A 24,558-nucleotide genomic window follows, 5' to 3' on the forward strand; every position below is an offset into this window, starting at 1 on the left:
AACATTAAAAGAGAAAAATTGGAAACAAAAAGAACAGTAACATTGTTGTAATGAAGAACATAAAAACTAACTTTGCCACGGAAGTTTTCTACAAGTAAATGGACACTAAATTGACAAAATGGATATTACCAATATTGATGCTGATTACAGAAACGGCTGTTCATGCACAAACACACCTTGCAGAAGCAAAAAACTCTGTGGACTCAATTTCTACGTATCCGATAGACTCGCTTCCCAAGAAACGCAGTTTTTTCGGAAAAATTTTGAATTACTTCAACGATGCCAACAAAGAAAAGAAAAACAAGAAATTTGATTTCAGCATTATAGGCGGGCCTCATTATTCCAGTGACACCAAATTTGGAATCGGACTGGTGGCGGCAGGACTCTACCGTACCGACCGGAACGATAGTATTCTCCCTCCGTCCAATGTCTCTCTGTATGGGGATGTCTCCACAGTGGGATTCTATTTGCTGGGAGTACGTGGAAACCATCTGTTTCCCCAAGACAAATACCGGTTGAACTACAATCTGTATTTCTATTCTTTCCCAAGCCTTTACTGGGGACAAGGATATGACAATGGAGCCAATGATGACAATGAGAGTGAATACGATCGCTTTCAGGCGCAGGTTAAGGTGGACTTCATGTTCCGGATGGCACGTAACTTTTATATCGGTCCGATGACAACATTTGATTACGTGTATGGACATGACTTTGAAAAACCGGAATTATGGAAAGGAATGAAAGCGCGTAGCACCAACGTGAGCTTGGGGTTTTCCTTGTTGTATGATTCACGCGATTTTCTGACAAATGCCTATAAAGGATATTACCTACGGATAGACCAGCGCTTCAGTCCGGCCTTTTTGGGAAATAAATATGCATTCAGCAATACGGAACTGACGACCAGCTATTACCAGTCCGTGTGGAAGGGTGGGGTGTTGGCAGGCCAGTTCCATACTCTGCTGAACTACGGAAATCCGCCCTGGGGACTGATGGCAACATTGGGAAGTTCCTATTCTATGCGTGGCTATTATGAGGGGCGCTACCGTGACAAGTGTGCAATGGATGTCCAGCTGGAACTACGCCAACATGTATGGAAGCGAAATGGAGTTGCCGTATGGGTAGGGGCGGGAACCATATTCCCGAATTTCTCGGAATTGGAGGCCAGGCATATTCTTCCTAATTATGGTTTCGGCTACCGCTGGGAGTTCAAAAAGAGAGTAAACGTACGTTTGGATTTAGGTTTTGGCAAACACCAGACCGGATTTATATTCAATATCAATGAAGCTTTTTAGAGACATAAAAAAATGGTTCGACAATCAGGAACATTTGTTCTATCTGTTTCTGGTCATTCTGATAGTGCCCAATGTAGTGCTATGCTTTACAGAACCCATATCATGGACGGCAAAGATATGTAATATCCTGCTACCCCTTTCTATATATTATGCTGTAATGGCTTGGTCGAGAAACTGTGGCAGGACATTCTGGCTGCTATTTCCGTTCATCTTCTTCGGAGCCTTCCAGCTTGTATTGCTGTATCTTTTCGGTCAGTCCATTATCGCAGTGGATATGTTTCTGAATCTGGTGACAACCAATTCGAGCGAGGCGCTGGAACTGCTGGACAATCTGATACCTGCCATCGTTATTGTGGTAGTGCTCTATATACCTGCATTAATTCTGGCAACCATATCCATTGTACACAAACGCAGACTGTCCGAAGCATTCATCCGGCAAGCTCGCCGTCGCACTCTGTATGTGTTGTCTGCCGGAATATTATCCTTAGGCACTGCTTATTTGACAGATAACCGGTATGAGCCGAAATCCGAACTGTATCCTGCCAACGTATGCTACAACATAGCACTTGCTTTTCAACGGACGGCCCAGACGCGGAATTATCACAAGACCTCTAAAGATTTTACCTTTCATGCTAGAAGTACTCATCAGGCTGATGAAAGGGAAGTATATGTAATGGTGGTGGGAGAAACCTCACGGGCATGCAACTGGGCTTTGTACGGCTACGAACGGGAGACTAACCCGGGACTGTCGGGCATTGGCGGACTGACAGCTTTCAGCCATGTGCTGACAGAATCAAACACTACCCACAAGAGTGTTCCGATGTTGCTGTCACCGGTCAGTGCTTCCAGTTTTGATTCCATCTATTATCAAAAAGGGATTATCACAGCATTCAAGGAAGCCGGTTACCAGACCGCCTTTTTCTCGAACCAGCGCTATAACCACTCATTTATAGACTTCTTCGGCAAAGAAGCCGACACGTATGATTTCATTAAAGAAGATGTGGGGGATTCCAATTACAACCCCTCTGATAACGAACTGTTGAAACTGGTAGCAAAAGAACTGGGCAAAGGAGTTTCCAGGCAATTTATAGTTCTCCACACTTACGGTTCTCATTTTAATTATAAAGAGCGCTATCCGGCAGAGCAGGCTTTCTTCCTGCCGGACATGCCCGTTGATGCGGAAGTGAAATACAAAGACAACCTGATTAATGCCTATGACAATTCTATCCGCTACACGGATAATTTTCTGGTTCGTCTGATAGATATGCTTCAAGAACAACATGTCAATTCTGCCCTGATATACACTTCAGACCATGGAGAAGATATTTTCGATGACAACCGGCATCTCTTTCTGCATGCCTCACCGGTACCTTCCTATTATCAGATACATGTGCCATTCTTTATTTGGATGTCCGACAACTACCGGCAGAGATACCCATCGTTATTGGAGGCCGCACAAGCCAATAGGCAGAAGAATGTATCTTCCAGTGCCTCATTCTTCCAGACAATGCTGGAAATAGGTGGAGTGGAGACCCCATACCGGAATGACTCTTTATCTGTCACCAGCGCTCTGTTTATCGAAAGACCCAGAGTCTATCTGAACGACCACAATGAAGCCCGCACACTGGATGATGTCGGTATGCTCAAGGAAGACTTCAAGATGCTGGAAGAGAAAGGCATCAGGTAATCAGGGAAAGAGAGCAGGCTGTTGCTATTTTGCCCTGATTCTTGATATAAAATTCTGAATCACCGGATACATCTCCTCTACCGTATTCAGCTCCATGCAAGCCGTCTCCAACGGGCACCAGCCGGTCTTGTCACGGTTAATGATATGGGGAACCTCTTGGGCAAAAGTCGTTTCAATTCCTGCTTCGCACAGCAATGCCAGCGCAGGAGTGCTGATTATATCGGCATAGACCGTTTTAAAGCCTCCCAGTACCATCAAAGCAGCGGCACCTTTCCCTATAACCTTATCGGCAATGGCAGCCCCCTTCATAAATGCAGAATCTGCCTGGTACAAATCATACAAATCCGCTACTCCCCGTTGGGTGAAAGTACGGACTTCCTCCCGGTTCTTCATAACACAAGAGTATCCTCCCTTGTGCAGTATGTCAATGATACTCTCCATTTTATAAAGTCTCTTGTTTCAACTGTTCTACAAATTTGTCAATACGATGCAGTTCTTTGGGAATATCAATCGTTTGCGGGCAATGCGGAGAACACTGGTTGCACCCGGTACAATGGTCGGCCTGCCTCAGTTTGGGTACACTTCGGTCATATCCTACGAGAAAAGCACGGCGTGCTTTCCGATAATTCTCATCCTGGCTGCTTTCCGGCACATTTCCTTCATTGACACATTTATTGTAATGTATCAAGATGGCAGGAATGTCAATTCCATACGGGCAAGGCATGCAGTACTTGCAGTCGTTGCAAGGTATGGTGGGGTACTCCATCATCAAATCTGCCGTATCATACAGATACTGAGTTTCTTCTTCTGTGAGTGGTACCAATGGAGAGTAAGTACGGATGTTATCCTGCAAATGTTCCATATAAGTCATGCCGCTCAGCACTGTCAGTACATCCTGGGGAGAACCGGCATAACGGAATGCCCAAGACGCCACACTGCGTTCGGGTTCGCGCTGCTTCAGCCGTGCCACAATATGGTCGGGGACATTGGAGAGCCGCCCACCCAGCAGAGGCTCCATAATGACAGCAGGGATCTTACGCTTGGCCAGCTCGTCATACAGATACTCTGCCTTGAAGTTGCTGCCCGAAGCATGTTTCCAGTCCACATAATTCAACTGTATTTGTACAAAGTCCCAATGAACTTCACCACGGTCATGCATCTGCAAGGCATAGTCATAGACTTCGATATCTCCGTGGAACGACCATCCCAAACGGCGGATGCGTCCTGCTTCACGCTCCTTGACAAGAAAATCAATCATACCGTTGTCTATGTAGCGTTTGCGGAATTGCTCCATGCCACCGCCACCAATCATGTGTAGCAGATAGTAGTCTATATAGTCCACCTGCATATCCTCGAACGACTTACGGTACATGGCGATGGAACCCTCGCGAGTCCAGGTATCAGGATGAAAATTGGATAGTTTGGTGGCAAGATAGAACGATTCGCGTGGATGGCGTTTCAGAGCTATTCCCGTAGACTTCTCACTCCATCCTTGTACATACATCGGAGACGTATCGAAATAATTCACGCCATGGGCAATGGCATAATCCACCAGTTCGTTTACAGCATCCTGGTCTATCATTTCCCCTTTTCCATCCGGAGCAGGAACGGTAGGCCAGCGCATACAGCCATATCCTAAAATAGAAACTTTGTCACTCCCCAAACCAGGAAAACTACGATAGGTCATTTTATCCGTCGGAATGGGGCCCAATACTTTACTGCCTTCACTGCTTCCTTCCTTAGAACCACATCCATAGAGGGCAGCAGTAGATGTGGCGGCTGTAATTCCCACTATCTTCAAGAAATCACGACGGTTCATATTGTTTTTATGATGTTCTTCCATACTTATAGAAATTCTACTTTGTTATATAATTCGATGTCTTTCATGTCCTTCCACATAGATGGCACTGAACGGACGGGCCGGACAAAGATTCTCACATGCCCCGCAGCCGATACAACGCTCCACATTGATTACCGGAATCTTTGGAGAATCCTTGTCTTCAGGTATACTCGGCACCATTTGTATGGCTCCCGTCGGACAATGGCGTGCACAGTTGCCACACTGCACACCATCCGTCAGTGGTATGCAATTTTTCTTTACCCACACGGCATGCCCTATCTGAACGGATGATTTATCAGCTTTGGTTATCGGACGGATAGCCCTTGCAGGACATACCTCCGAACATTTTGTACATTCCGGTCTACAATAGCCGCGTTCGTATGACATTTCCGGTTGCATCAATTTCCTTAAGTCTGCAGAAGGACGAAGAACCTGATTGGGACATGCCGACACACAGAGCTGGCAGGCCGTGCAGTGTTGCGCCATATTGCGGGCACTCAATGAGCCGGGAGGAGTGAGGGGAGTGCTTCGCTCAGGAATCTTCTTATCTTCAATGGCTGCCAGTCCTCCGTCTACTTTCTTTTCCTGCGCTTTTAAAACAGAAGTGGCTGCAACCAGAGCCGTTGCTGTGAAAAAACTGCGGCGGTTTTCGTTTATCTGTTCCGAATCTGCCTTGCCCGCAGCAGGTTTACCGAAAGGATGATACTTGTAGGAAATGGCTCCATGCTTGCACTTCTCAATGCAGTTCATGCAAACCACACACCGGCTTGCATCAATCTGATGCTCCTTAAAGTTGATGCAGGCTGCCTTGCAGTTGCGTGAACAAAGACTGCATTGGTTGCACTTTTCCGAATCTATTGTGATGCGGAAAAGCGAATAACGTGAAAGGAAGCCCAAGACCGTTCCTACCGGGCAAATCGTATTACAATAGGTTCGTCCGTTGCGTCCGGCCAGAACAACAAGCACAGCCAAAGTAGCGGCAGCAATAATAAAAGTCGGCAGGCTCTTCAACCATACATCCGTTTCATAAAAGGCATAACTGTCTGCCCGTTCAGCCAGATAAGCAAGCAGATTGTTGCCCCATTGCCATATAGGTTGAAAAAGATTATTGGCAATACGTCCGTATGCACTATAGGGTGCAAGTAGAGCAGCCAATGAACCAATTCCGGCAATCAAAGCAATGATAAACACACCCAATACGCCATAGCGCAGCCAAGATAAGGCCGGAGAATAAGAGTAAGGAAGCTTCCTGCGTTTTTTAGGTTGCCGGCCCAGCCATGCCAGTATATCCTGAAATACCCCTAAGGGGCAAATCACAGAACAATAGATACGCCCGCATACCAAAGTGAGAATTACAAGAAACAATATCACTCCCACATTTAGCGCCAATACAGCCGGCAAAAACTGGATTTTGGCCAACCAGCCGAACCACCCATGCAACGTTCCCGTAAAATCAAGGAACAACAAGGTGATGAGTACAAAGCAAATCATTGCAAAAGTCAGTCTAATCTTCCGTAACATGATAATCCTTTATTTTGAGTTCCTAAACTATATCAGCGATATGAGTACAAAACAACTGCCGAAATAGTGAAATTTTATTTATGCAAAAATACATAAAAAAAGAAAGGTATCATCATTCAATGGAATTAAAAACGAAAGAAAGAAGGACAAATACAAAATGCTCCCATTTGCAGTATTAATTAAGTTCCCCTCCTCGTTACGGCCGGATAAAAGCCAATCTCTTATTTTCTTCTGCAAACAGAATAGCCGTATTGACTAATGCCAAATGCGAATAAGCTTGTGGAAAATTCCCCAGTTGTTCCTTCGTATTAAAATCAATATCCTCACTGAATAATCCCAAATGATTGGAATATGTCAGAACATCATCAAACAAACAACGGGCTTCTTCCTTTTCTCCGATAACAAAAAGCGCACGTATCAGCCAAAAAGTGCAAATGGTAAAAGCCGAGGAAGGAAGCCCGAAATCATCTTCGCTGTTATACCGGTACATCAATCCCTTATGCAAAAGAGCTTTTTTCACAGCCTTCACTGTCTTATGGTATCGGATATCGTCTGCTGCAATAAAACCGTAAGGTTCCATCAACAGCAAAGAGGAATCCATTGCCATATTATCATAAGTCTGCGAGAAACTTTGAAGTTCTTCCTTCCATCCATATGTCATTACATCCTGCCATACCTTGTCAGCTTCCTTTTGCCAACGTTCACTATAACCGTATTTATTGAGCATGGAAGCTATCTTTGCACCACGGTCCAAAGCCACCCAACACATCACTTTGGATGAAACAAAATGGCGGCTTTCTCCTCTGATTTCCCATATCCCCTTATCTGGTTTCTTCCAATCTTCCATTACCGTGGAAAGAATGCTCTTTACCATTTCCCACATATCCTCTATTTCGTCTAATGTACCGGGCATCAGCCGATAGTACTGGTAAATCAAATCCATCAGATAACCGAACGAGTCATTCTGCTTTTGATGGTAAGCATCATTACCTATCCGTACTGGTTTGGAATTCTTATATCCGGACAAATGCTCCAGAATAATCTCGGTCAGCTGCCTTTCTCCCCGAATGCCGTACATTATCTGATAGGATTCGTGCTTGGATACGAAAGTGGACTGTATGAACTTCATAAAACGTCTTGCTGCCCCTATATGGCCTATCTGGAACAAAGTTTCGATAGACATGGAGGCATCCCTCAACCAACAGAACCGATAATCCCAATTACGTACTTCGCCGACGGATTCGGGCAAACTGGTAGTAAGGGCGGCCAGTACGGCTCCGTTATAGTAAGACATCAGTTTCAAAACCAGCATGCTTCTTTCTATCACATCATTATAGAGAGAATATTTCTTAGTACGGTTGGTCCAATTAAGCCAATAAACCAAAGTACGGCAATATTCAATTTTTTCCCGTTCAATGTCCACCGGAATGACCTTTTCATTGTATGACAAAAGAAAGAACTCATCTTTTTCCAATATAATTTCTTTTTTCTGTTCGATGTTCTGCAAAGGAAGGGAAGAATACAAATATTGTCTATCTTTATTATCAGAAGAACAATAGCTTTCTATAAATTCAGAAGTGACATTATGAATCACTTTACCTTGCGCATAATTGGGAGCAGGGACATAGTTTACTTTGAAACGGGGCTTACCTTTTATCCACCTCACATATCGATACAATTCTGCCGGAAGATAATGGGCATTTTCGCAGGAACGGTAATAAGGCATGTAATCAAGTACGACAAATTCTCCCTCTTTCGAAGAAAAAGAAGTAGACAATATGTTAGTGTGAGGAACGTAAGATTGTGAGATATGATAGTCTTCTGTAACGTCAAATCCAAAACTTCCTCCTCTTTCCCGATCAAGTAGTGATGCAAAGATAGACGGAGAATCAAAATCGGGAAAACACAACCAGTCTATGCTGCCTTTTTCGGATATAAGTGCGGCAGTCCGACAATTGCCTACTACCCCATAATTTAAATTACTCATTTTTACTATTTTGTTTTTAACAAGTCTCTGAAAAAATCGAATACCCCTTTCAAGCTTGTTTTGACATTCTCGCCAATGGGTTGTTTCATGTCTTTCTTGTTCGCCAGAATTTGAAGAAAAGGCAGGACTTCCGTTTGTGATGGCATATTATAGCTTGCTGCCTCCGACACATATCCCACCTTGATTGTCACTGCATTCACCGGCAAAGCTTTGAACATATCTTCATCCGTAGTATCATCTCCCATAGCTATGATAAAGTCATAATGTTTCTTTTCCAACTGGCGTCTCACTTCGGAACCTTTATTATAATCGGGAGACTTAATCTCCACCACTTTATCTCCTTGTATGATTTGCAGCTTTTGCTGTATACAGATGTTAACCAGCACATTGATAAGTTGCTGTGCCCGCAAAGCTCCTAACCATGCATCACTTTCCCGGTAATGCCATGCCAAAGCCGTTTCCTTGACTTCAAGGTGGGAACGAGGCGTCTTTTCGACAAAAAGCTTCAAGATGGACACCAATCCGGAACTCCATTCCGCTTTGTTTATGTTTTTGTGCCAGATGCCATTTTCCTTATAGAAAGCACCATGTTCCGCAGCCATTGCAATAGGTAAATTTCCCAACCATTTTTCTAAAGTAAAATGGTCGCGACCACTATTCACAACAACATGGTTGGCCGGGTCGGAAACCAGCTTCTGCAATGTGGCAATGAGTTCAGGGGTGGGCTTAGCATTTTCCGGTCGTGTCTTGAGCGACGCCAACGTTCCGTCATAATCCAGCAAGATAAGCCGTTGCTTAGCCTGGTTATATTTCATTTTGATGGCACCAATAATACCGGCGGATATCCTTTTCTTACGAAGCTGTTCATTCTTACGGCACGTATCGCTCCATTCACTTACAAAGTCTGCCGCCCACTTATTAACCGTTTGTACGGAAATAATTTTCTGCATGTGTTGCAAGCGTTTCAGTTGTTCCTGTTCGGGCATCTCCAAAGCCCGACAAATGGCCTGCTTTATCTCCTCAGTGTCATTGGGGTTAATCAACAATGCATCCGTCATCTCAATAGCTGCACCTGCCATTTCACTCAAAATCAAAACACCCGGATTATTATTTTTCGAGGCTACATATTCCTTGGCAACCAAATTCATGCCATCACGAAGTGGAGTTACCAAAGCTACATCAGCTATATAGTACATTGCCACCAGTTCTTCAAATGAAAAACCGTGATAGAAATAGCAAACCGGAGTCCAGTCCATCGTAGAATACTGTCCGTTTATAGAACCTATTTCTTCGTCAATCTTGGTTTTTAGCTCAGCATAACTATCTACATGGTCACGTGATGGAACAATGACCATTGCCAATGTAACTTTTCCACAATATTCAGGATGACATTCTAAAAAAGCAGCAAATCCCCATAAACGGTGCAGAATGCCTTTGCTATAATCCAAGCGGTCTACAGAAAGAATCAACTTATGATTCCCGAAAAATTTCCGTGTACGGTCTATCGCCCGCCGTACTTCCGGTCTGGAAGAAGCATTGTGATACAGTCCGTAGTTGATTCCCATAGGAAGAGCATCGGTCCTAACTACTCTATTCCCGAGTTGTGCTTCGTCCAGTTTAAAGTCAATACGCAATACCCGTTCGACAGCACTGATAAAATGCCGCATATAGTCATGAGTATGGAAAGCTATAAAGTCAGCACCCAATAATCCTTTCAGGATTTCTGCACGCTCCGGTAATATCCGGAAAAGTTCATAGGAAGGGAAAGGGATATGATGGAAATATCCGATATTCAAATCCGGGTAAACCTTTCGAAGCATTCCGGGAAGCAGCATTAGCTGATAGTCTTGAATCCACACCTTGTCACCTGGACGTATCACGCGGCAAATGGCATCGCAGAACAACTGGTTCACTTCCTGATACGATTGCCAGAAAGAGTTCCGATACAGCGTATAAACAAAAAAGTAGTGACATAATGGCCAAATAGTACTATTACTATAGCCTTCATAATAATTCTTTATCTGTATTTCGGACAAGAATACTGGGTGGAAATTTATTCCTTCCAATCTAAAAGTGATTTCCTCTTTACTTTCTTCGTTGTCAACGCATATTCCAGGCCATCCAATCCAATGTTTTTCGTAGGAAATCTGAAGTGAGTCCAAACCGGTAGCCAGTCCGCCTTCACTTCGTGAAAACACGAACGTTTCATCCTCTTTGGTAACCTTAACGGGTAATCTGTTTGATATAATATAAAGTTTCATGTATGAGTTAACACAAGAAATATGCCAATTCATACAATATTTTATTTATTGCTTAAAATCAGTATTTTAGAAAAAGATAAAGAGAAAAACAAACATTCAAAAATGAAAAAGAATGTTCCATTTCGATATGGTCCTACTATTACCAATTATCACTGAAAATGTCTTTCTTCACCAATGCTTCAATTCTTTGCTTATAGCAATTTATCCCTTCTGCTATATTTTTACTAGCTTCCGAAGTCCCCATTCCATAGACTACAAGAGGAGTTTGCCATATCATTCCAGCATGTACAGCACTTGCTTGATAAGGTCTTAACAACTCATCCACCGTAAAACGATTTCTTCCTCCGCTTCTATAAGCATCATGTTCAGAGCCGGCAGTAGTGACCACCATCAATGTCTTACCAGCCACAGCAGGAGTTTTTGCCAGATAAGTAAATACTTCATCCAACCATCTCTTCAATAAAGAAGGAGCCGACATCCAATAGAACGGAAACTGAAATACAAGCGCAGATGCATGCGATATGATAGTGCTCCATATCTCTGCATTAAAAGCATCTTCCATACGCATCTCATATAAATTGTATATGGCTACCTCTCCCATGTCACTAATAGCATCCATCAATGCCTTGTTAGCTCGCGACTCTTTTATATTGGGATGTGTCAGAAGAACTACTACTTGCTTTGAATCTTTATCCATATTGTTTTTCTTTTAGTTTAAAATCATTGATGTGTGTACAAATATACTAAATATAGATATACGAGTAGGAGGAAATAAAAGTTTTCTTCCTACTTTCATTTTCTGACATATATTTTCGAATGTGACGAAAGAGGCGGAAAGCGGGTGAGGGCAAAGGTATAAAAACAAACTTCTGAAGAATTTATTATGCAGACTAACGAAAAATAATGTATCATCCCCATATAGATTTACTAGTGATTCCGTATGAGGAGCTTATACCCATCAAAGCATGTTCTTGTTAAGACAAATTAAAAAAGGAACAACAGTAGTTGTTCCTTTTTTAAGTACACCCTCAGGGATTCGAACCCTGGACCCACTGATTAAGAGTCAGTTGCTCTACCAACTGAGCTAAGAGTGCATTCCTTATTTCTTGTTTGCGGGTGCAAAAGTAGTCCTTTTATTTTATTCGTGCAAACAAAACGGTGTATTTTTTGCGATGAAATGGGATTTTTTATTCAAACTCGTATAAATCAGAAGGAGTAGTACGCTTCAAAGCACACAACTGTACATCCTTTCCTACGATAATTCCTTTTTCCCTTAATTTCCATTCCACTGTTTTATATGCCAATTCAGGATGATTGTTGTCCTTGCTCAAATGACAAAGCCAAATATACTGTAAATGTTCCGTCATATTTTCCGAAAGAAATTCAGCAGTAGCAATATTACTCATGTGTCCGGTGCGGCTGGTAATCCGTTCTTTCAGGTATTGGGGGTAGGTACCCATGCGTAACATTTCCTCATCGTAGTTGGCTTCCAATATCAGATAATTGGCCTTTCTGATATATTCTGCGGCCGTAGGAGTAATTTCACCAAGGTCTGTAAGAAAAGCAAACACTTTTCCGTCTATCTCAATGCAATAGCCCACATTGTCCGTGCCATCATGAGGTACCTCGAAAGATTCGATATGAAAATCTTCCAACTGCATGGGTTGCTGCTTTTCCAGGTAACGGACAGACGAATATAACTTTTCTGTCATGCAATAGCTCCGGTTGATGCCCTCATGAATCTGGGCGGTTGTATAAATAGGAATATTCAGTTTTTCACCCAATCCGCCTACTGCTTTGATATGGTCCGCATGATCATGCGTAACAAATACCGCACGTATCATTTCCATGCTGATACCTGCTTCTTTCAGTCCTTTTTTTATCGTCCGTACTGCAATGCCGGCGTCGATGAGTATTCCATATTTTTCTGTGCCTATATAATAACAGTTGCCGCTGCTTCCACTGGCAAGGCTTATAAATTTTACTTTCATCCTAATCTCCTTAATTACAAAAAAGCCGTCGCTTTTAAAAAAAGTGACGGCAAATATACAAAAAGTATGCAATATATAAACCTTATGCCTTCTTCTTTTTGTCGATGAATTCGGTAGTTTTGGCAAAAACGAATAATGCTATTGCCGCAACCAATCCTATAACAGCGAAATAATACCAGATATAATGTGCATTGACACTAGCTGCTTCCCACGCTTCGCGGGTTTCAAACAAGACTGGATCAGGACAATATTTTGTCAGAAGCACCCCCGCAATACCGAATCCGAAAATAGAAGAGAGGAATGAATGAAGATGACTGAAACCGAGGTACATACCTTCTTCGCCCTTGGGGGCCTGCAAAGAGAAGTATTCCAGATAACGCGGTGAGATAAAACATTCTGCCAAAGCTTGCACAACAATACCAAACACCATCATCAAAGTAATATTGCTCATGCCGGAAATAATATCGTTGCCCAGCAAATTACCGCATGCCATCAGCAATGCCGATACCGGAATAAGAAACATGCCTATATTCATAGAAGTAATAGCTGTGCGCTTTGCCATCCACCGGGTGATAAAACTTACGCAGCAAACCACTACAAACGGGTTTACATTGGCTATCCACCCCGGTTTGGCTGTTTCACCCGCCATACGGATGACATATTTGGGCATAGTTGCATAGAGCTGTTGCTGCACCATCCAAAAGCCGGTTACGATGAGGATAAGAATCAACAAACGCCAATTAGTGATAATACGCAGAAAACCTTGCCCAATTTCACGCATGCTTTTCCCTTCACCTGCTGTATGTGCCGATTTATACAATAAGATGACAGCCAATAATGCCAGCACCGTCATGGTAGCCGAGAAGTAATTGATATAAATATAAGCTTGCTCACCGATAACATTCCGTAGAGGGTCGACCACCGTTTTTCCGGTAAAAGCTCCTATATTCACCATCATATAGAAGATGGAATAGCCGCGAGCACGGGTAGCCTCTGTTGTTTCCTTAGCCACCGATCCCGATATGATAGACTTGATGAACGAACCTCCTACCATGATAACAAACAATACGGGGACAATCATCCAGCGGTCATTACTATCCGGCAATCCTGAAAAACGGGTTGTCTCGCCATACTCCACCAGACCGGCTGCTTCCAGTAGGGTGGGAAGCAATCCCAAGCCCAAATACCCGATGGAAAGCAGTGAGAAAGCAATAATCATCGACTTTCGGAAACCTATCTTATCGGCATATGCGCCCGTAAAGATAGGCAACAAATAGAGCCCTCCCGAAAACAGACCGGAAATCATGCTTGACTCAAAATCATTGAAACCTAAAATATTGGAAAGATAAATGGTAAGAACAATAAATACAGCATAATATGCCATGCGTTCGAACAGTTCTACTGTACTGCTTACCCAAAAAGCTCTGCTGAAGCCTTTGGAAGCGGGTTGGGGTGATGTCATCATCCTTTTGTGCGATTAAAATTTATGTATTAAATGAAAAAATAAGTGCAAAAATAGGAAATTAATATTGTGTTTGCAAGATATTAATTTTCTGCAAACACAATATTAATAAGTTGCAGACAAGATATTAACTTCCCATTTATCACTATTTATCTTTTCATTTATATAGAATACTCCGTATCTTTGGACGCTTTTATAAAACGACCATTCATGAAAGATAAAATCGAATTTATAGCTTTTGACGCTGATGACACACTGTGGGAAAGCGAACTTTATATTCAGGAGTTCGAGCACAAATTCTGTAACCTTTTAAGGCAATATCTGCCTGCTTCATCCATATCACAAAGGTTTTTTGAAACAGAAATGAAGAATCTGCATATGTATGGCTATGGGCTGAAGAGCATAATGCTCAGTATGACTGAAACCATCTGCAAAGTGACAGACGGAAACGGGAATATGCATCTTATAGATGAAGTAATAGGATGGGGACAAGAGCTTCTGCAGAAACCGGTTACACTACTGGAAGGCGTGAAGGAGACCATATCGTCACTTCATGGGAAATATAAATTGGTGTTGGCCACTAAGGGGGACTTGTTCGACCAGAAAAGAAAAATAGAAGCTTCCGGACTGCGAGAATATTTCCATCATATCGAAATTATGAGTGACAAGAAAATCGATGATTACCAGAGGCTGATTGATACATTGGGCTGTCCGCCTGAAAAACTCCTGATGATAGGTAATTCTGTAAAATCAGACATACTTCCGGTATTGGAACTTGGGGGATACGCTGCCCATGTACCATACCACGTGACTTGGGCATACGAGCAACATGAAGGGGAAATACGACATCCCAATTTTATACGATTGGATAGTATCAAAGGAATATTAGATAAGCTATAAGTTATGGGTGAAACTGCATAACTTATAGCTTACTATTGCTTTTTAGAATTGGAAGAAATTCTTAGCGTTATAATAGCTGATATCTTCAATCATCTGGTTTACGCGTTCCATCTCGGAAATAGGAATTTCACCATTTTCTACATCACGGCCTACAAGATTACACAATGTACGGCGGAAATATTCATGGCGCGGATAGGAGAGGAAGGAACGGGAATCGGTCAGCATACCAACAAATCGGCTCAATAAGCCCAGTACAGAAAGGGCATTCATCTGCTTTTCCATACCATCCTTCTGGTCAAGGAACCACCAACCGGAACCGAATTGAATCTTACCGGCAACCGTACCATCCTGGAAGTTACCCAGCATAGTAGCAATGACTTCGTTGGCGCATGGATTCAAATTATAAAGAATAGTCTTGGTCAGCTTACCATTGGAGTTTAAGCGGTCGAGAAATTTAGCCATAGCTTTTGCTGTAGTAAATTCGCCAATGGAATCAAAACCGGTATCAGGACCTAACAGTTTGAACATCTTACTATTGTTGTTGCGAATAGCACCATAATGGAACTGTTGTGTCCAACCTTTCTCCCAATCCATTTCGCCGAACACAACCAGCATGGCCGACTTGAATTTCAGAATTTCCTCCTTCGTCAATCCAGTACCGCCATATACCTTGTTAAAGATAGCCTTAACTTCCGCTCCTGTATAATCCTCGGCATAGAATTCTTCAATTCCGTGGTCAGACAGTTTACATCCTTGTTCCGCGAAAAAATCGTGACGCTTACGCAAGGCAGCAACCATATCGTCAAAGCAGGAAATAGCCACATCGCTCACTTCGGCCAACTTTTCTACATATGCGCGAAAATCGGCAGGAACTTCCACCGCCATTGCCTTATCCGGACGCCAAGTAGGCAACATCTTGATTTCAAAACCGCTCTCGCGTGTCTTGATATGATATTCCAAGGAATCAATAGGATCATCTGTAGTACAAACCACTTCCACGTGATAACGGCGCATCATGCCACGGGCGGAATATTCAGGCTGTTTCAGCTTCTCATTACATTCATCATAAATTTCACGGGCCGTATGAGGATTGAGAATTTTATCGATTCCAAAAGCGGTCTTCAATTCAAGGTGAGTCCAGTGGTACAACGGATTACGGAAAGTATAAGGTACCGTTTCGGCCCACTTCTCAAACTTTTCCCAATCTGTAGTATCCTTACCGGTACAGAAACGTTCGTCCACACCATTGGTACGCATGGCACGCCACTTGTAGTGGTCACCTCCCAACCAAATCTCAGTCAGTGACTTAAACTGATAGTCTTCCGCCACCATTTGAGGAATCAAGTGACAATGATAGTCGATAATCGGCATTTTAGCCGCATGCTCGTGGTACAACTTCTGTGCTGTTTCCGTTTGCAACAGAAAGTTTCCGTCCATAAAGTTTTTCATCTTCTTGTGTTTTAAGTATCTAAAAATATTACTTTCTATCTATTACACCTATATAGTATTGATTGTAAAGATAATAGGCCGTATAATTGTTTTTAGTTTTATTAACCGTTATCGAACACAAAAGTAGAAATTTTACTTGGAGAAACAAAATAATTCGTATCTTTGCGGCGAATATTTATAATATTTAAGCTTCAGACGTCTCACCTTTACCGCCTTAGGCAGCATACCTCAAGATGGAAAACAAGAACTATACCATTAAAGACATAGCACGCATGGCCGGCGTCTCTGCCGGCACTGTAGACCGCGTACTGCACAACCGCGGAGACGTATCCGTTTCCAGTAGAGAAAAAGTCCAGAAAGTACTCGATGAGATAGATTATCATCCCAATATGTTTGCCATCGGGCTGGCGGCTAAAAAGCGCTATCATATTGTCTGCATTATACCTTATTATATAGAACATGATTATTGGCATGCTGTAGCAGCGGGAATTGACCGTGCCGCACAAGAATTACGGCCGTTCAATGTTGGAGTTAGCTATCTGTACTATCGGCATGCGGACAAATCCTCCTATAAAGAAGCATGTGCTGTGCTCCGGGAGGAAAATGCCGACGCCGTACTTGTTGCCCCGAATTTCCGAGAGGAGACCATAAAACTCACTACTTATTTGGAGGAAGCGGATATTCCCTATGCATTCATAGACTTCAATATTGAACAGACGCATGCCTTGTGTTATATCGGACAAGATTCCAAAACCAGCGGATACATTGCTGCCAAGATTCTGATGCGTAGCTATGAAAAAGGGCAGGAGCTTGTGTTATTCCTGAGCAATAAGAAAAACAATCCGGCAGAAATCCAGATGCAACGCCGCCTCGAGGGGTTCATGCAATACCTTTCCGAGGAACATAAGGATTTGACTATCCATGACATTGTGTTGCACAAGGAAGATACTGACGGCAACAGACGGATATTGGATGCTTTTTTTAAAGAACATCCCCAAGCCGTACTGGGAGCTGTTTTTAATTCCCGTGTTTATCAAGTGGCAAGTTATCTGCACGAAAAGGGGTGGAAGCTGGCAGGACTTGTGGGATATGACCTTTTACACAAAAATACAGAGTTCCTGAAAACCGGTGAAGTAACCTTTCTCATCAGTCAACGCCCAGGCCTGCAAGGCTATTGTGGCGTGAAGACTTTATGCGACCACGTGATATTTAAAAGACCGGTCACTGCAGTGAAATACATGCCCATCGACATATTGATGAAGGAAAACATAGACTTTTACTTTGAGTTTGAATAATCAAAAAATTACATATCAACCATTTAAATCATTTTTTTAATGAAAGCATTAAACAAAGGAACTGCTCCCAAAGCACAACGCCCGGAACGCATTATCCAGTTTGGCGAAGGTAATTTCCTTCGCGCATTTGTGGATTGGATTATTTATAACATGAATCAAAAGACCGATTTCAACAGCAATGTGGTAGTAGTCCAACCCATCGATAAAGGTATGGTTGACATGCTGAATGCCCAGGATGACCTTTATCATGTAAATCTGCAAGGTCTGGATAAAGGAGAAACCATCAACAGTCTGACTATGATAGATGTAATCAGCCGTGCCTTAAACCCCTATACTCAAAACGATGAGTTCATGAAATTGGCCGAACAACCGGAAATGCGTTTTGTCATTTCCAACACGACGGAAGCAGGTATAGCCTTTGACCCTGCTTGTAAGCTGACAGATACACCGGCGTCTTCTTATCCGGGTAAACTGACACAGCTGTTGTATCACCGCTTCAAGACATTCAACGGCGACAAGAGCAAAGGGCTGATTATCTTCCCCTGCGAACTCATCTTCCTGAATGGCCACAAGTTGAAGGAGACAATCTATCAATACATTGAATTATGGCAATTGGGTGATGAGTTCAGAGCCTGGTTTGAGGAAGCCTGCGGTGTGTATGCAACACTGGTGGACCGTATCGTTCCAGGATTCCCCCGCAAAGACATTGCCGCTATAAAAGAAAAGATACAGTACGATGACAATCTGGTAGTGCAGGCTGAAATTTTCCATTTATGGGTCATCGAGGCTCCGCAAGAAGTCGCCGAAGAATTCCCTGCCGACAAAGCCGGACTGAATGTATTGTTTGTTCCTTCTGAAGAACCTTACCACGAAAGAAAAGTAACCTTGCTGAATGGACCTCATACCGTATTGTCTCCAGTAGCCTATCTGTCGGAGGTAAATATTGTACGCGATGCCTGCCAGCATCCTATAATCGGACAATACATCCATAAAGTGATGTTTGACGAGCTGATGGAAACGTTGAACCTGCCGAAAAACGAATTGAAAAAGTTTGCAGAAGATGTATTGGAGCGCTTCAACAATCCATTTGTTGACCATGCCATAACCAGCATCATGCTGAACTCTTTCCCTAAATACCAAACCCGTGACCTTCCCGGCCTAAAAACCTACTTGAAACGTAAAGGAGAACTGCCGAAAGGTCTGGCATTGGGACTGGCTGCCATCATCACGTACTACAAAGGAGGTACCCGCGCAGACGGCACAGAAATCATCCCGAATGATGCTCCCGAAATCATGCAGTTATTGAAAGACCTTTGGGCAACGGGGGATACTCACAAAGTGGCAGAAGGCGTATTGGCAGCCAAAGACCTTATTTGGGGGGAACACGGAGACTTGAATACCGTTCCAGGATTGACAGACATGATTACCTGCTTCTTAAAATCCATCCAAGAAAAAGGTATGTCAGAAACAGTAAAAGGCATTCTTTAATTCCTATGACTTTAAACAAGCAGACCGTACAAAAACTTTTTTTGTACGGTCTGCTTTATTTATACCACATTTAATGGGAAATACACAGTTTTCTTTTTTGTCTAAAGGCTCTCTTGTTCTGCCGCTCGCAATATAAAAGTAGTGGCACCAATAGTTACAATGGCTCCATCCTCAATGCGAATGCGGTCTTTGTCACCCAAAATTTCATTATTAAGGAAAGTTCCCGTCAGGCTGGGAGCATCGCGTAAGGTATAAATCAACACTCCCTGCTTATTGCGCTTTACATTAATGATACAGTGACGCCGGTCCATACTCATATCCGAAGTCTCAATCGGCACATCGATAACATTCCCCACGCAACGCCGGCCTATGATATTGTCACCTTCTTGCAATGGAAGTACCTGCTTAAAACCAAACACGTTCTCAATGACCGTGATGCTGCCAAAAGCCTCTTTAAACTCCGCTTCATCCGGACGTTCTTCCTTTTGAGGGGCTTTCATCTTTGATTTACCTAAACGGATACTGAACTGCTTCTTACACTGGTCACATACAAAGACCAGTGATTGGCCTTCGGTATACTTGGTTTCATCGAATGTTAAGTAATTCTCACATTTGGGACAACGGATACGCTTCATGATAGTTAAAAATTAAAGAATTAAAAAATAAAGCAAGGGTAGATTACTTTCTACTTCTTTAATACCCAAGCGTTCTTATACGTTTCATTCTGGCGAACTCTGTTCAATGCCTGATATGCTTCTGTTTCTGTGCCACAAGACTCAATGCTGACACGCATTTTACCATCTCCAACAATTGCTTTTGCATGAGGGTAACCTTTTTCAATCAGTTGCTTTGCCATTGCTTCGGCATCCTTCTCAGTACCTACACTGGCAATGATGACGTGGTATTTCTGTGCAGAGACAAGTGACGGGGCGACAGTCCCTGCTGTGGTCTTTTGAATTTCACTCTTTGTTGTTACAGATGTTGAAGAGGACACTTCTGCCGCCTGCTGCTTAGGCTGAGAAACAACCGGAGCATTCTGCGCGTTAGCTTGGCCCACCTTAACCTCTCTTACGGCAACCGGAACCACCTTTTTCTTTGCCTTCTGCCCCGTGTTTTTTTGAGCCGACGCTTTCGGAGTGTCGGCCTTCCGGCTAACAACAATCGGATTAATGGCAAGGGATTCCTTTTCTATCATCTCAAAAAGTTCATTCGGAAGTAATTGCGCATAATTTCCTTCAACCACTTCCGTATTCTCTATCGGTGTAGACAAAAAGAAAAACAAGGCAACCACTGCAATCATGGCAACCGCATTCGACAAATAGGAACGGTTGAATTTAATCTCAAACCTTCGCTTTTTGTCTTCCGGCACAACTGGAACAGAATAACGGATGGCCTTTTCCATGTACGGTTTCTTCAGTTCCGCCAGTTCCTGCATTTCAAAACTATCCAACCCATATAAGTAAGGAGTGGTTATCTTGTGGTCATAGGGAACAAAGTCATAAATACCATGAATGGAGTAACGCAATTCGCCAATGTTGGGCAAATCCACCTTACCTTCTTCATGGAGAGCAGTGAATATATGCGCCACTTCTTTTTCTACAATCCGCGTAGCATCAGAAAAATCAGTATCATAGACAGCCATATAGGATTGTACAAGTAAGCCGTCATTCATCTTCAGTTGAGGATTGAAACCGATAATACGGGTAGGGGGCAGAAAAACATTCTCTTCCGCTACTCTCATTGCCGGAGTATAATGAGCTACAAATCCTCCCAAACCGGGAACAATGACACAATCGTTCTCCAATAACAATACTTCTATGTGCTGTGCTAATTCAATCATGCTACAAAAGTAACGGAAATATCGGATATACGCTAGTTTCAGAGCTTTTTTCTTATCAACAAATTATGAACATTGCACATTGAAAATGTATTTGAAAAAGGTTTTTCGGCAAGAGAAGGGATTTTTACCGGAAAAATTTCTACTTTTGTACCGTTTAGCTATGCTTGTCAAGAATAGAAGGACAATTGCCCTCGCAAGAGTATACAAACCTAAACACTTAACAAAAGACTATTATGCGTATTATTTTCTGTCTGATGGTTTTCTTGTTCATAGGAAAAAACACGATGCTGGCACAACAACTGTCCTCATTCGTAGAATATGGAACAACCCTGCATACCGGTGACAACACCCCTCTTTGGCAGGTCAGCAACCAGCAAGGACTCACTTCGCTCGACAACAATACTTACATACGTGGAGGGATATCCTACAAACACCAACTTGGAAAATGGAAGTTTGAAGAAGCACTGGATTTGGTTGCAGCAGCCGGATTCAGCACGACCTCCTTCATTGTACAGCAGGCTTACGTAGACATCCGTTACAAGTGGTTCGGATTCTTTGCCGGAAGCCGGGAACAGAATTCTCCATTGCTGAATCAAGAGCTGAGCAGTGGCGGCATGACCTGGTCGGGCAATGCGCGTCCCATCCCACAAGTACAGATAGGCATACCCGAGTATGTACAGTTGCTGCCCCGTTTAGGCCTGAAAGGAGAAATCTCGTACGGATGGTTTACAGACAACAAATACCAGCGGGAGCAAGTCGGAGAAAAATACTGGTACACCAAGAGTATCAAATACCATCATAAAGAAGGGTTCCTGCGTATCGGCATACCCAAAGGAAAATGGCAACTGGAACTCGGAATGACCCTCGACACCCAATTCGGAGGATACAAGATTGGAGGTTCCGAATCGGGAGACTTGGGCAACGGATGGAAGGATTACGTACGCGTATTCTTCCCCGGCCACGGGCGTGAGGACGGACCGGTAGGTGAACATCTGGCTTTCCAAGGCAATTTTCTGGGTAGCGAATATATCAAAATGACTTATCGTCCTAAGGAAGATTTCTCCATCAGCGCCTATCTGGACAATCATTTTGATGACTTCTCCGCCATGGCCAAACTCAACGGTTGGGATGGCTTATGGGGTGTGGAATATAAATCCAACCATAGACAAGCCATCAACGGAATCGTTATCGAATATCTCCAGACTACCAATATGAGCGGTCCACTGCACGGTTTGCAAAATTCTGTAGTAGGTAAGACCGGAGGAGCCGACAACTACTACAACAACGGTTACTACCCAGGATGGGCACATTGGGGTATGGCGATAGCCAATCCGTTGATAGCATCGCCTATCTATAATAAGGATGGCGATATGAGTTTCAAGTACAATCGCGTTAAGGCCCTGCATCTGGGATGGAGCGGCGACATCAGCAGTGAGTGGAGATATGTGGCAAAATTGTCCCACAACAGAACTTGGGGAACTCCTCATCGTCCAATACCCGATATATTAGAAAATTTTTCTACTTTTGCATCGTTTTACTATATTCCCCGTAAATGGAAGGGCTGGTGCTTCAACGCGTCCCTTGCATTGGATATGGGAGAGATATATGGAGACAATTTTGGATTCCAACTGAAAGTACATAAAACATTTTAAGAAAATGAACTACATACAAACAGAGATTGACGGCGTATGGCTGATTGAGCCGAAAGTATTCCATGATGCCCGCGGATACTTTATGGAAGCATTTAAGGAAGAAGAGTTCCGTGCACATGTCGGAAACGTTCACTTCATCCAGGACAATGAGTCCAAATCCTCTTTCGGTGTATTACGTGGTCTTCATTACCAGAAGGGTGATTGCAGCCAGGCCAAACTGGTACGTGTCATTAAGGGAAAAGTGCTGGACGTGGCTGTCGACTTAAGAAAATCTTCTCCCACTTTCGGAAAGTATGTCAGTGTGGAGCTAAGTGAGGAGAACAAAAGACAATTCTTCATTCCGCGTGGTTTTGCCCACGGTTTTCTGGTGCTGAGCGATGAAGCTGTCTTTACATACAAGGTAGACAACGTATACGCACCACAATCCGAGGCATCCATCCGTTTTGACGACGAAACCATCGGTATTGAATGGCCCGTTGCTACGGAACAGCTTCTATTATCAGATAAAGACGGACATGCCGTATCGTTCAAGGATGCGGTCTATTATGAATAAAATATGAAAATAGCCATTGTCGGTACAGGATACGTCGGTTTGGTAACCGGAACCTGCTTTGCGGAAATCGGTGTCAACGTTATTTGCGTAGACACGAACAGTGAAAAGATAGAGTCACTGAAAAAGGGTGTTATTCCTATCTATGAAAATGGACTGGAAGAAATGGTTAGCCGGAATGTGAAAGCAGGACGCCTGCAATTCACCACGTCTCTGGAGAGTTGTCTGAATGAGGTGGAAGTGGTATTCAGTGCCGTAGGTACACCACCCGATGAGGATGGAAGTGCCGACTTGAGCTATGTGCTGGAAGTTGCCCGCACCATTGGACGCAATATGCAGAAATATGTGTTGGTGGTAACCAAAAGTACCGTTCCCGTAGGTACTGCCAGAAAAGTGCGGGCTACCATTCAAGAAGAACTTGATAAGAGAGGGATGAACATTGACTTCGATGTCGCTTCGAATCCCGAGTTTCTGAAAGAAGGTAATGCTATCAACGATTTTATGAGTCCCGACCGTGTAGTGGTGGGAGTAGAGTCCGAACGAGCCAAGAAGATAATGAGCAAGCTCTACAAACCATTCCTGCTGAACAACTTCCGTGTCATCTTTATGGACATCCCTTCTGCAGAAATGACAAAGTATGCAGCTAACTCCATGCTTGCCACCCGCATCAGCTTCATGAACGACATTGCCAATTTGTGCGAATTGGTGGGAGCGGATGTAAACATGGTGCGCAGTGGTATCGGTTCGGATACCCGTATCGGACGCAAGTTCCTCTATCCGGGGATAGGTTACGGCGGTTCATGCTTCCCTAAGGATGTAAAGGCACTGATTAAAACGGCTGAACTGAGCGGCTACAAGATGCGTGTACTCCATGCAGTAGAGGAGGTGAACGAGAAACAGAAGAGTATCTTATTCGAAAAGTTGCAGAAGCATTTCAATAATGATTTGGAGGGAAAGACCATTGCCATTTGGGGGCTGGCCTTTAAACCCGAAACAGATGACATGCGTGAAGCTCCGGCTCTGGTATTGATTGACGAGTTGCTGAAGGCCGGTTGTAAAGTACGTGCCTACGACCCGGCTGCCATGAACGAATGCCGACGCCGCATAGGAGAAAGTATTTATTATGCGACAGATATGTATGATGCTGCGCTGGATGCAGATGCACTGATGCTGGTGACCGAATGGAAAGAATTCCGCCTGCCTTCATGGGCAGTCATCAAGAAAACTATGGAGCAGCCGTTGGTATTGGACGGACGTAACATTTATGACAAGAAAGATATGGAAGAACAAGGTTTCACATATCATTGCATCGGAAAATAAAGTTGCAGAAAAAAGAAAAGAAA

General features: G+C 43.3%; 19 protein-coding genes and 1 tRNA gene. 8 read left to right on the plus strand and 12 right to left on the minus strand.

The features are described from left to right. Nucleotides 1–98 precede the first annotated feature (98 nt). Both DW096_RS02355 and DW096_RS02360 read left to right on the plus strand, forming a co-directional pair. Nucleotides 99–1,292, plus strand: coding sequence for a BamA/TamA family outer membrane protein (locus DW096_RS02355; protein WP_117962492.1), 1,194 nt, complete (start codon nt 99–101; stop codon nt 1,290–1,292). After that, complete coding sequence (locus tag DW096_RS02360; RefSeq protein ID WP_005837124.1) at nt 1,279–2,979, plus strand: lipid A phosphoethanolamine transferase; 1,701 nt, start codon at nt 1,279–1,281, stop codon at nt 2,977–2,979. Before DW096_RS02355 ends, DW096_RS02360 begins: the two co-directional genes overlap by 14 nt. Before the next feature lie 24 nt (nt 2,980–3,003). Here the strand turns inward: DW096_RS02360 and DW096_RS02365 are convergent, their stop codons facing one another. The 9 genes from DW096_RS02365 to DW096_RS02405 all read right to left on the minus strand — a co-directional run bounded on the left by DW096_RS02365 (nt 3,004) and on the right by DW096_RS02405 (nt 14,044). Then, a complete protein-coding gene (locus tag DW096_RS02365; protein WP_005825513.1) occupies nt 3,004–3,420 on the minus strand; it encodes a DUF1893 domain-containing protein in 417 nt (138 codons plus the stop codon). Between the two features lies 1 nt (nt 3,421). Beyond that, a complete protein-coding gene (locus DW096_RS02370; protein ID WP_005825512.1) occupies nt 3,422–4,822 on the minus strand; it encodes an aldo/keto reductase in 1,401 nt (466 codons plus the stop codon). A gap of 21 nt (nt 4,823–4,843) precedes the next feature. Further along, nucleotides 4,844–6,340, minus strand: coding sequence for a 4Fe-4S binding protein (locus DW096_RS02375; protein WP_087332426.1), 1,497 nt, complete (start codon nt 6,338–6,340; stop codon nt 4,844–4,846). Between the two features lie 196 nt (nt 6,341–6,536). Beyond that, entirely contained in the window at nt 6,537–8,327 is a 1,791-nt protein-coding gene (locus DW096_RS02380; protein WP_005825506.1) for a glycoside hydrolase family 15 protein, read from the minus strand. Nucleotides 8,328–8,332: 5 nt separating this feature from the next. Further along, a complete protein-coding gene (locus DW096_RS02385) occupies nt 8,333–10,588 on the minus strand; it encodes a bifunctional alpha,alpha-trehalose-phosphate synthase (UDP-forming)/trehalose-phosphatase (RefSeq protein ID WP_044468746.1) in 2,256 nt (751 codons plus the stop codon). Nucleotides 10,589–10,727: 139 nt separating this feature from the next. Then, nucleotides 10,728–11,285, minus strand: a complete 558-nt coding sequence (locus DW096_RS02390; RefSeq protein WP_005825500.1) for an NAD(P)H-dependent oxidoreductase — start codon at nt 11,283–11,285, stop codon at nt 10,728–10,730. Between the two features lie 324 nt (nt 11,286–11,609). Next, nucleotides 11,610–11,682: transfer RNA gene (locus DW096_RS02395), tRNA-Lys, on the minus strand. Nucleotides 11,683–11,775: 93 nt separating this feature from the next. After that, the gene (locus DW096_RS02400; protein ID WP_118930752.1) at nt 11,776–12,579 is read right to left on the minus strand and encodes an MBL fold metallo-hydrolase; all 804 of its coding nucleotides are present in this window, start codon (nt 12,577–12,579) and stop codon (nt 11,776–11,778) included. 82 nt (nt 12,580–12,661) lie between these two features. After that, the gene (locus tag DW096_RS02405; protein ID WP_087332424.1) at nt 12,662–14,044 is read right to left on the minus strand and encodes an MFS transporter; all 1,383 of its coding nucleotides are present in this window, start codon (nt 14,042–14,044) and stop codon (nt 12,662–12,664) included. Between the two features lie 207 nt (nt 14,045–14,251). On the opposite strand from DW096_RS02405, the gene DW096_RS02410 reads away from it, so the two are divergent. Beyond that, nucleotides 14,252–14,941, plus strand: coding sequence for an HAD family hydrolase (locus DW096_RS02410; protein ID WP_044468857.1), 690 nt, complete (start codon nt 14,252–14,254; stop codon nt 14,939–14,941). Nucleotides 14,942–14,983: 42 nt separating this feature from the next. Here the strand turns inward: DW096_RS02410 and uxaC are convergent, their stop codons facing one another. Further along, nucleotides 14,984–16,390, minus strand: a complete 1,407-nt coding sequence (uxaC, locus tag DW096_RS02415; RefSeq protein ID WP_005825492.1) for a glucuronate isomerase — start codon at nt 16,388–16,390, stop codon at nt 14,984–14,986. Nucleotides 16,391–16,623: 233 nt separating this feature from the next. Between uxaC and DW096_RS02420 the strand changes: the two genes are divergently transcribed. Together DW096_RS02420 and DW096_RS02425 are read left to right on the plus strand one after the other, a co-directional pair. Continuing rightward, nucleotides 16,624–17,685 (plus strand): substrate-binding domain-containing protein, encoded by a 1,062-nt coding sequence (locus DW096_RS02420; RefSeq protein WP_118930751.1) that lies wholly within the window; start codon nt 16,624–16,626, stop codon nt 17,683–17,685. Between the two features lie 39 nt (nt 17,686–17,724). After that, complete coding sequence (locus tag DW096_RS02425; RefSeq protein WP_118930750.1) at nt 17,725–19,173, plus strand: tagaturonate reductase; 1,449 nt, start codon at nt 17,725–17,727, stop codon at nt 19,171–19,173. A 101-nt stretch (nt 19,174–19,274) separates the two neighbouring features. Here DW096_RS02425 and DW096_RS02430 read toward each other — a convergent pair whose 3' ends face one another. Both DW096_RS02430 and DW096_RS02435 read right to left on the minus strand, forming a co-directional pair. Next, the gene (locus DW096_RS02430; RefSeq protein WP_005825486.1) at nt 19,275–19,808 is read right to left on the minus strand and encodes an FHA domain-containing protein; all 534 of its coding nucleotides are present in this window, start codon (nt 19,806–19,808) and stop codon (nt 19,275–19,277) included. Nucleotides 19,809–19,858: 50 nt separating this feature from the next. Next, entirely contained in the window at nt 19,859–21,013 is a 1,155-nt protein-coding gene (locus DW096_RS02435) for an SPOR domain-containing protein (RefSeq protein ID WP_087332421.1), read from the minus strand. Nucleotides 21,014–21,246: 233 nt separating this feature from the next. Here DW096_RS02435 and DW096_RS02440 point away from each other — a divergent pair, with 233 nt between their 5' ends. From DW096_RS02440 to DW096_RS02450, 3 genes are read left to right on the plus strand one after another with little or no spacing between them, the layout of a single operon-like run. Then, on the plus strand, nt 21,247–22,665 hold the full coding sequence (locus DW096_RS02440) for a capsule assembly Wzi family protein (RefSeq protein WP_057258612.1): 1,419 nt from the start codon (nt 21,247–21,249) through the stop codon (nt 22,663–22,665). A 4-nt stretch (nt 22,666–22,669) separates the two neighbouring features. Then, complete coding sequence (gene rfbC / locus DW096_RS02445; protein ID WP_005825481.1) at nt 22,670–23,218, plus strand: dTDP-4-dehydrorhamnose 3,5-epimerase; 549 nt, start codon at nt 22,670–22,672, stop codon at nt 23,216–23,218. 3 nt (nt 23,219–23,221) lie between these two features. Continuing rightward, complete coding sequence (locus DW096_RS02450; RefSeq protein ID WP_005825480.1) at nt 23,222–24,535, plus strand: UDP-glucose/GDP-mannose dehydrogenase family protein; 1,314 nt, start codon at nt 23,222–23,224, stop codon at nt 24,533–24,535. Nucleotides 24,536–24,558: the final 23 nt, after the last annotated feature.

This window comes from Bacteroides sp. AM07-18 (assembly GCF_003602695.1).
Taxonomy (GTDB): Bacteria; Bacteroidota; Bacteroidia; order Bacteroidales; family Bacteroidaceae; genus Bacteroides; species Bacteroides uniformis.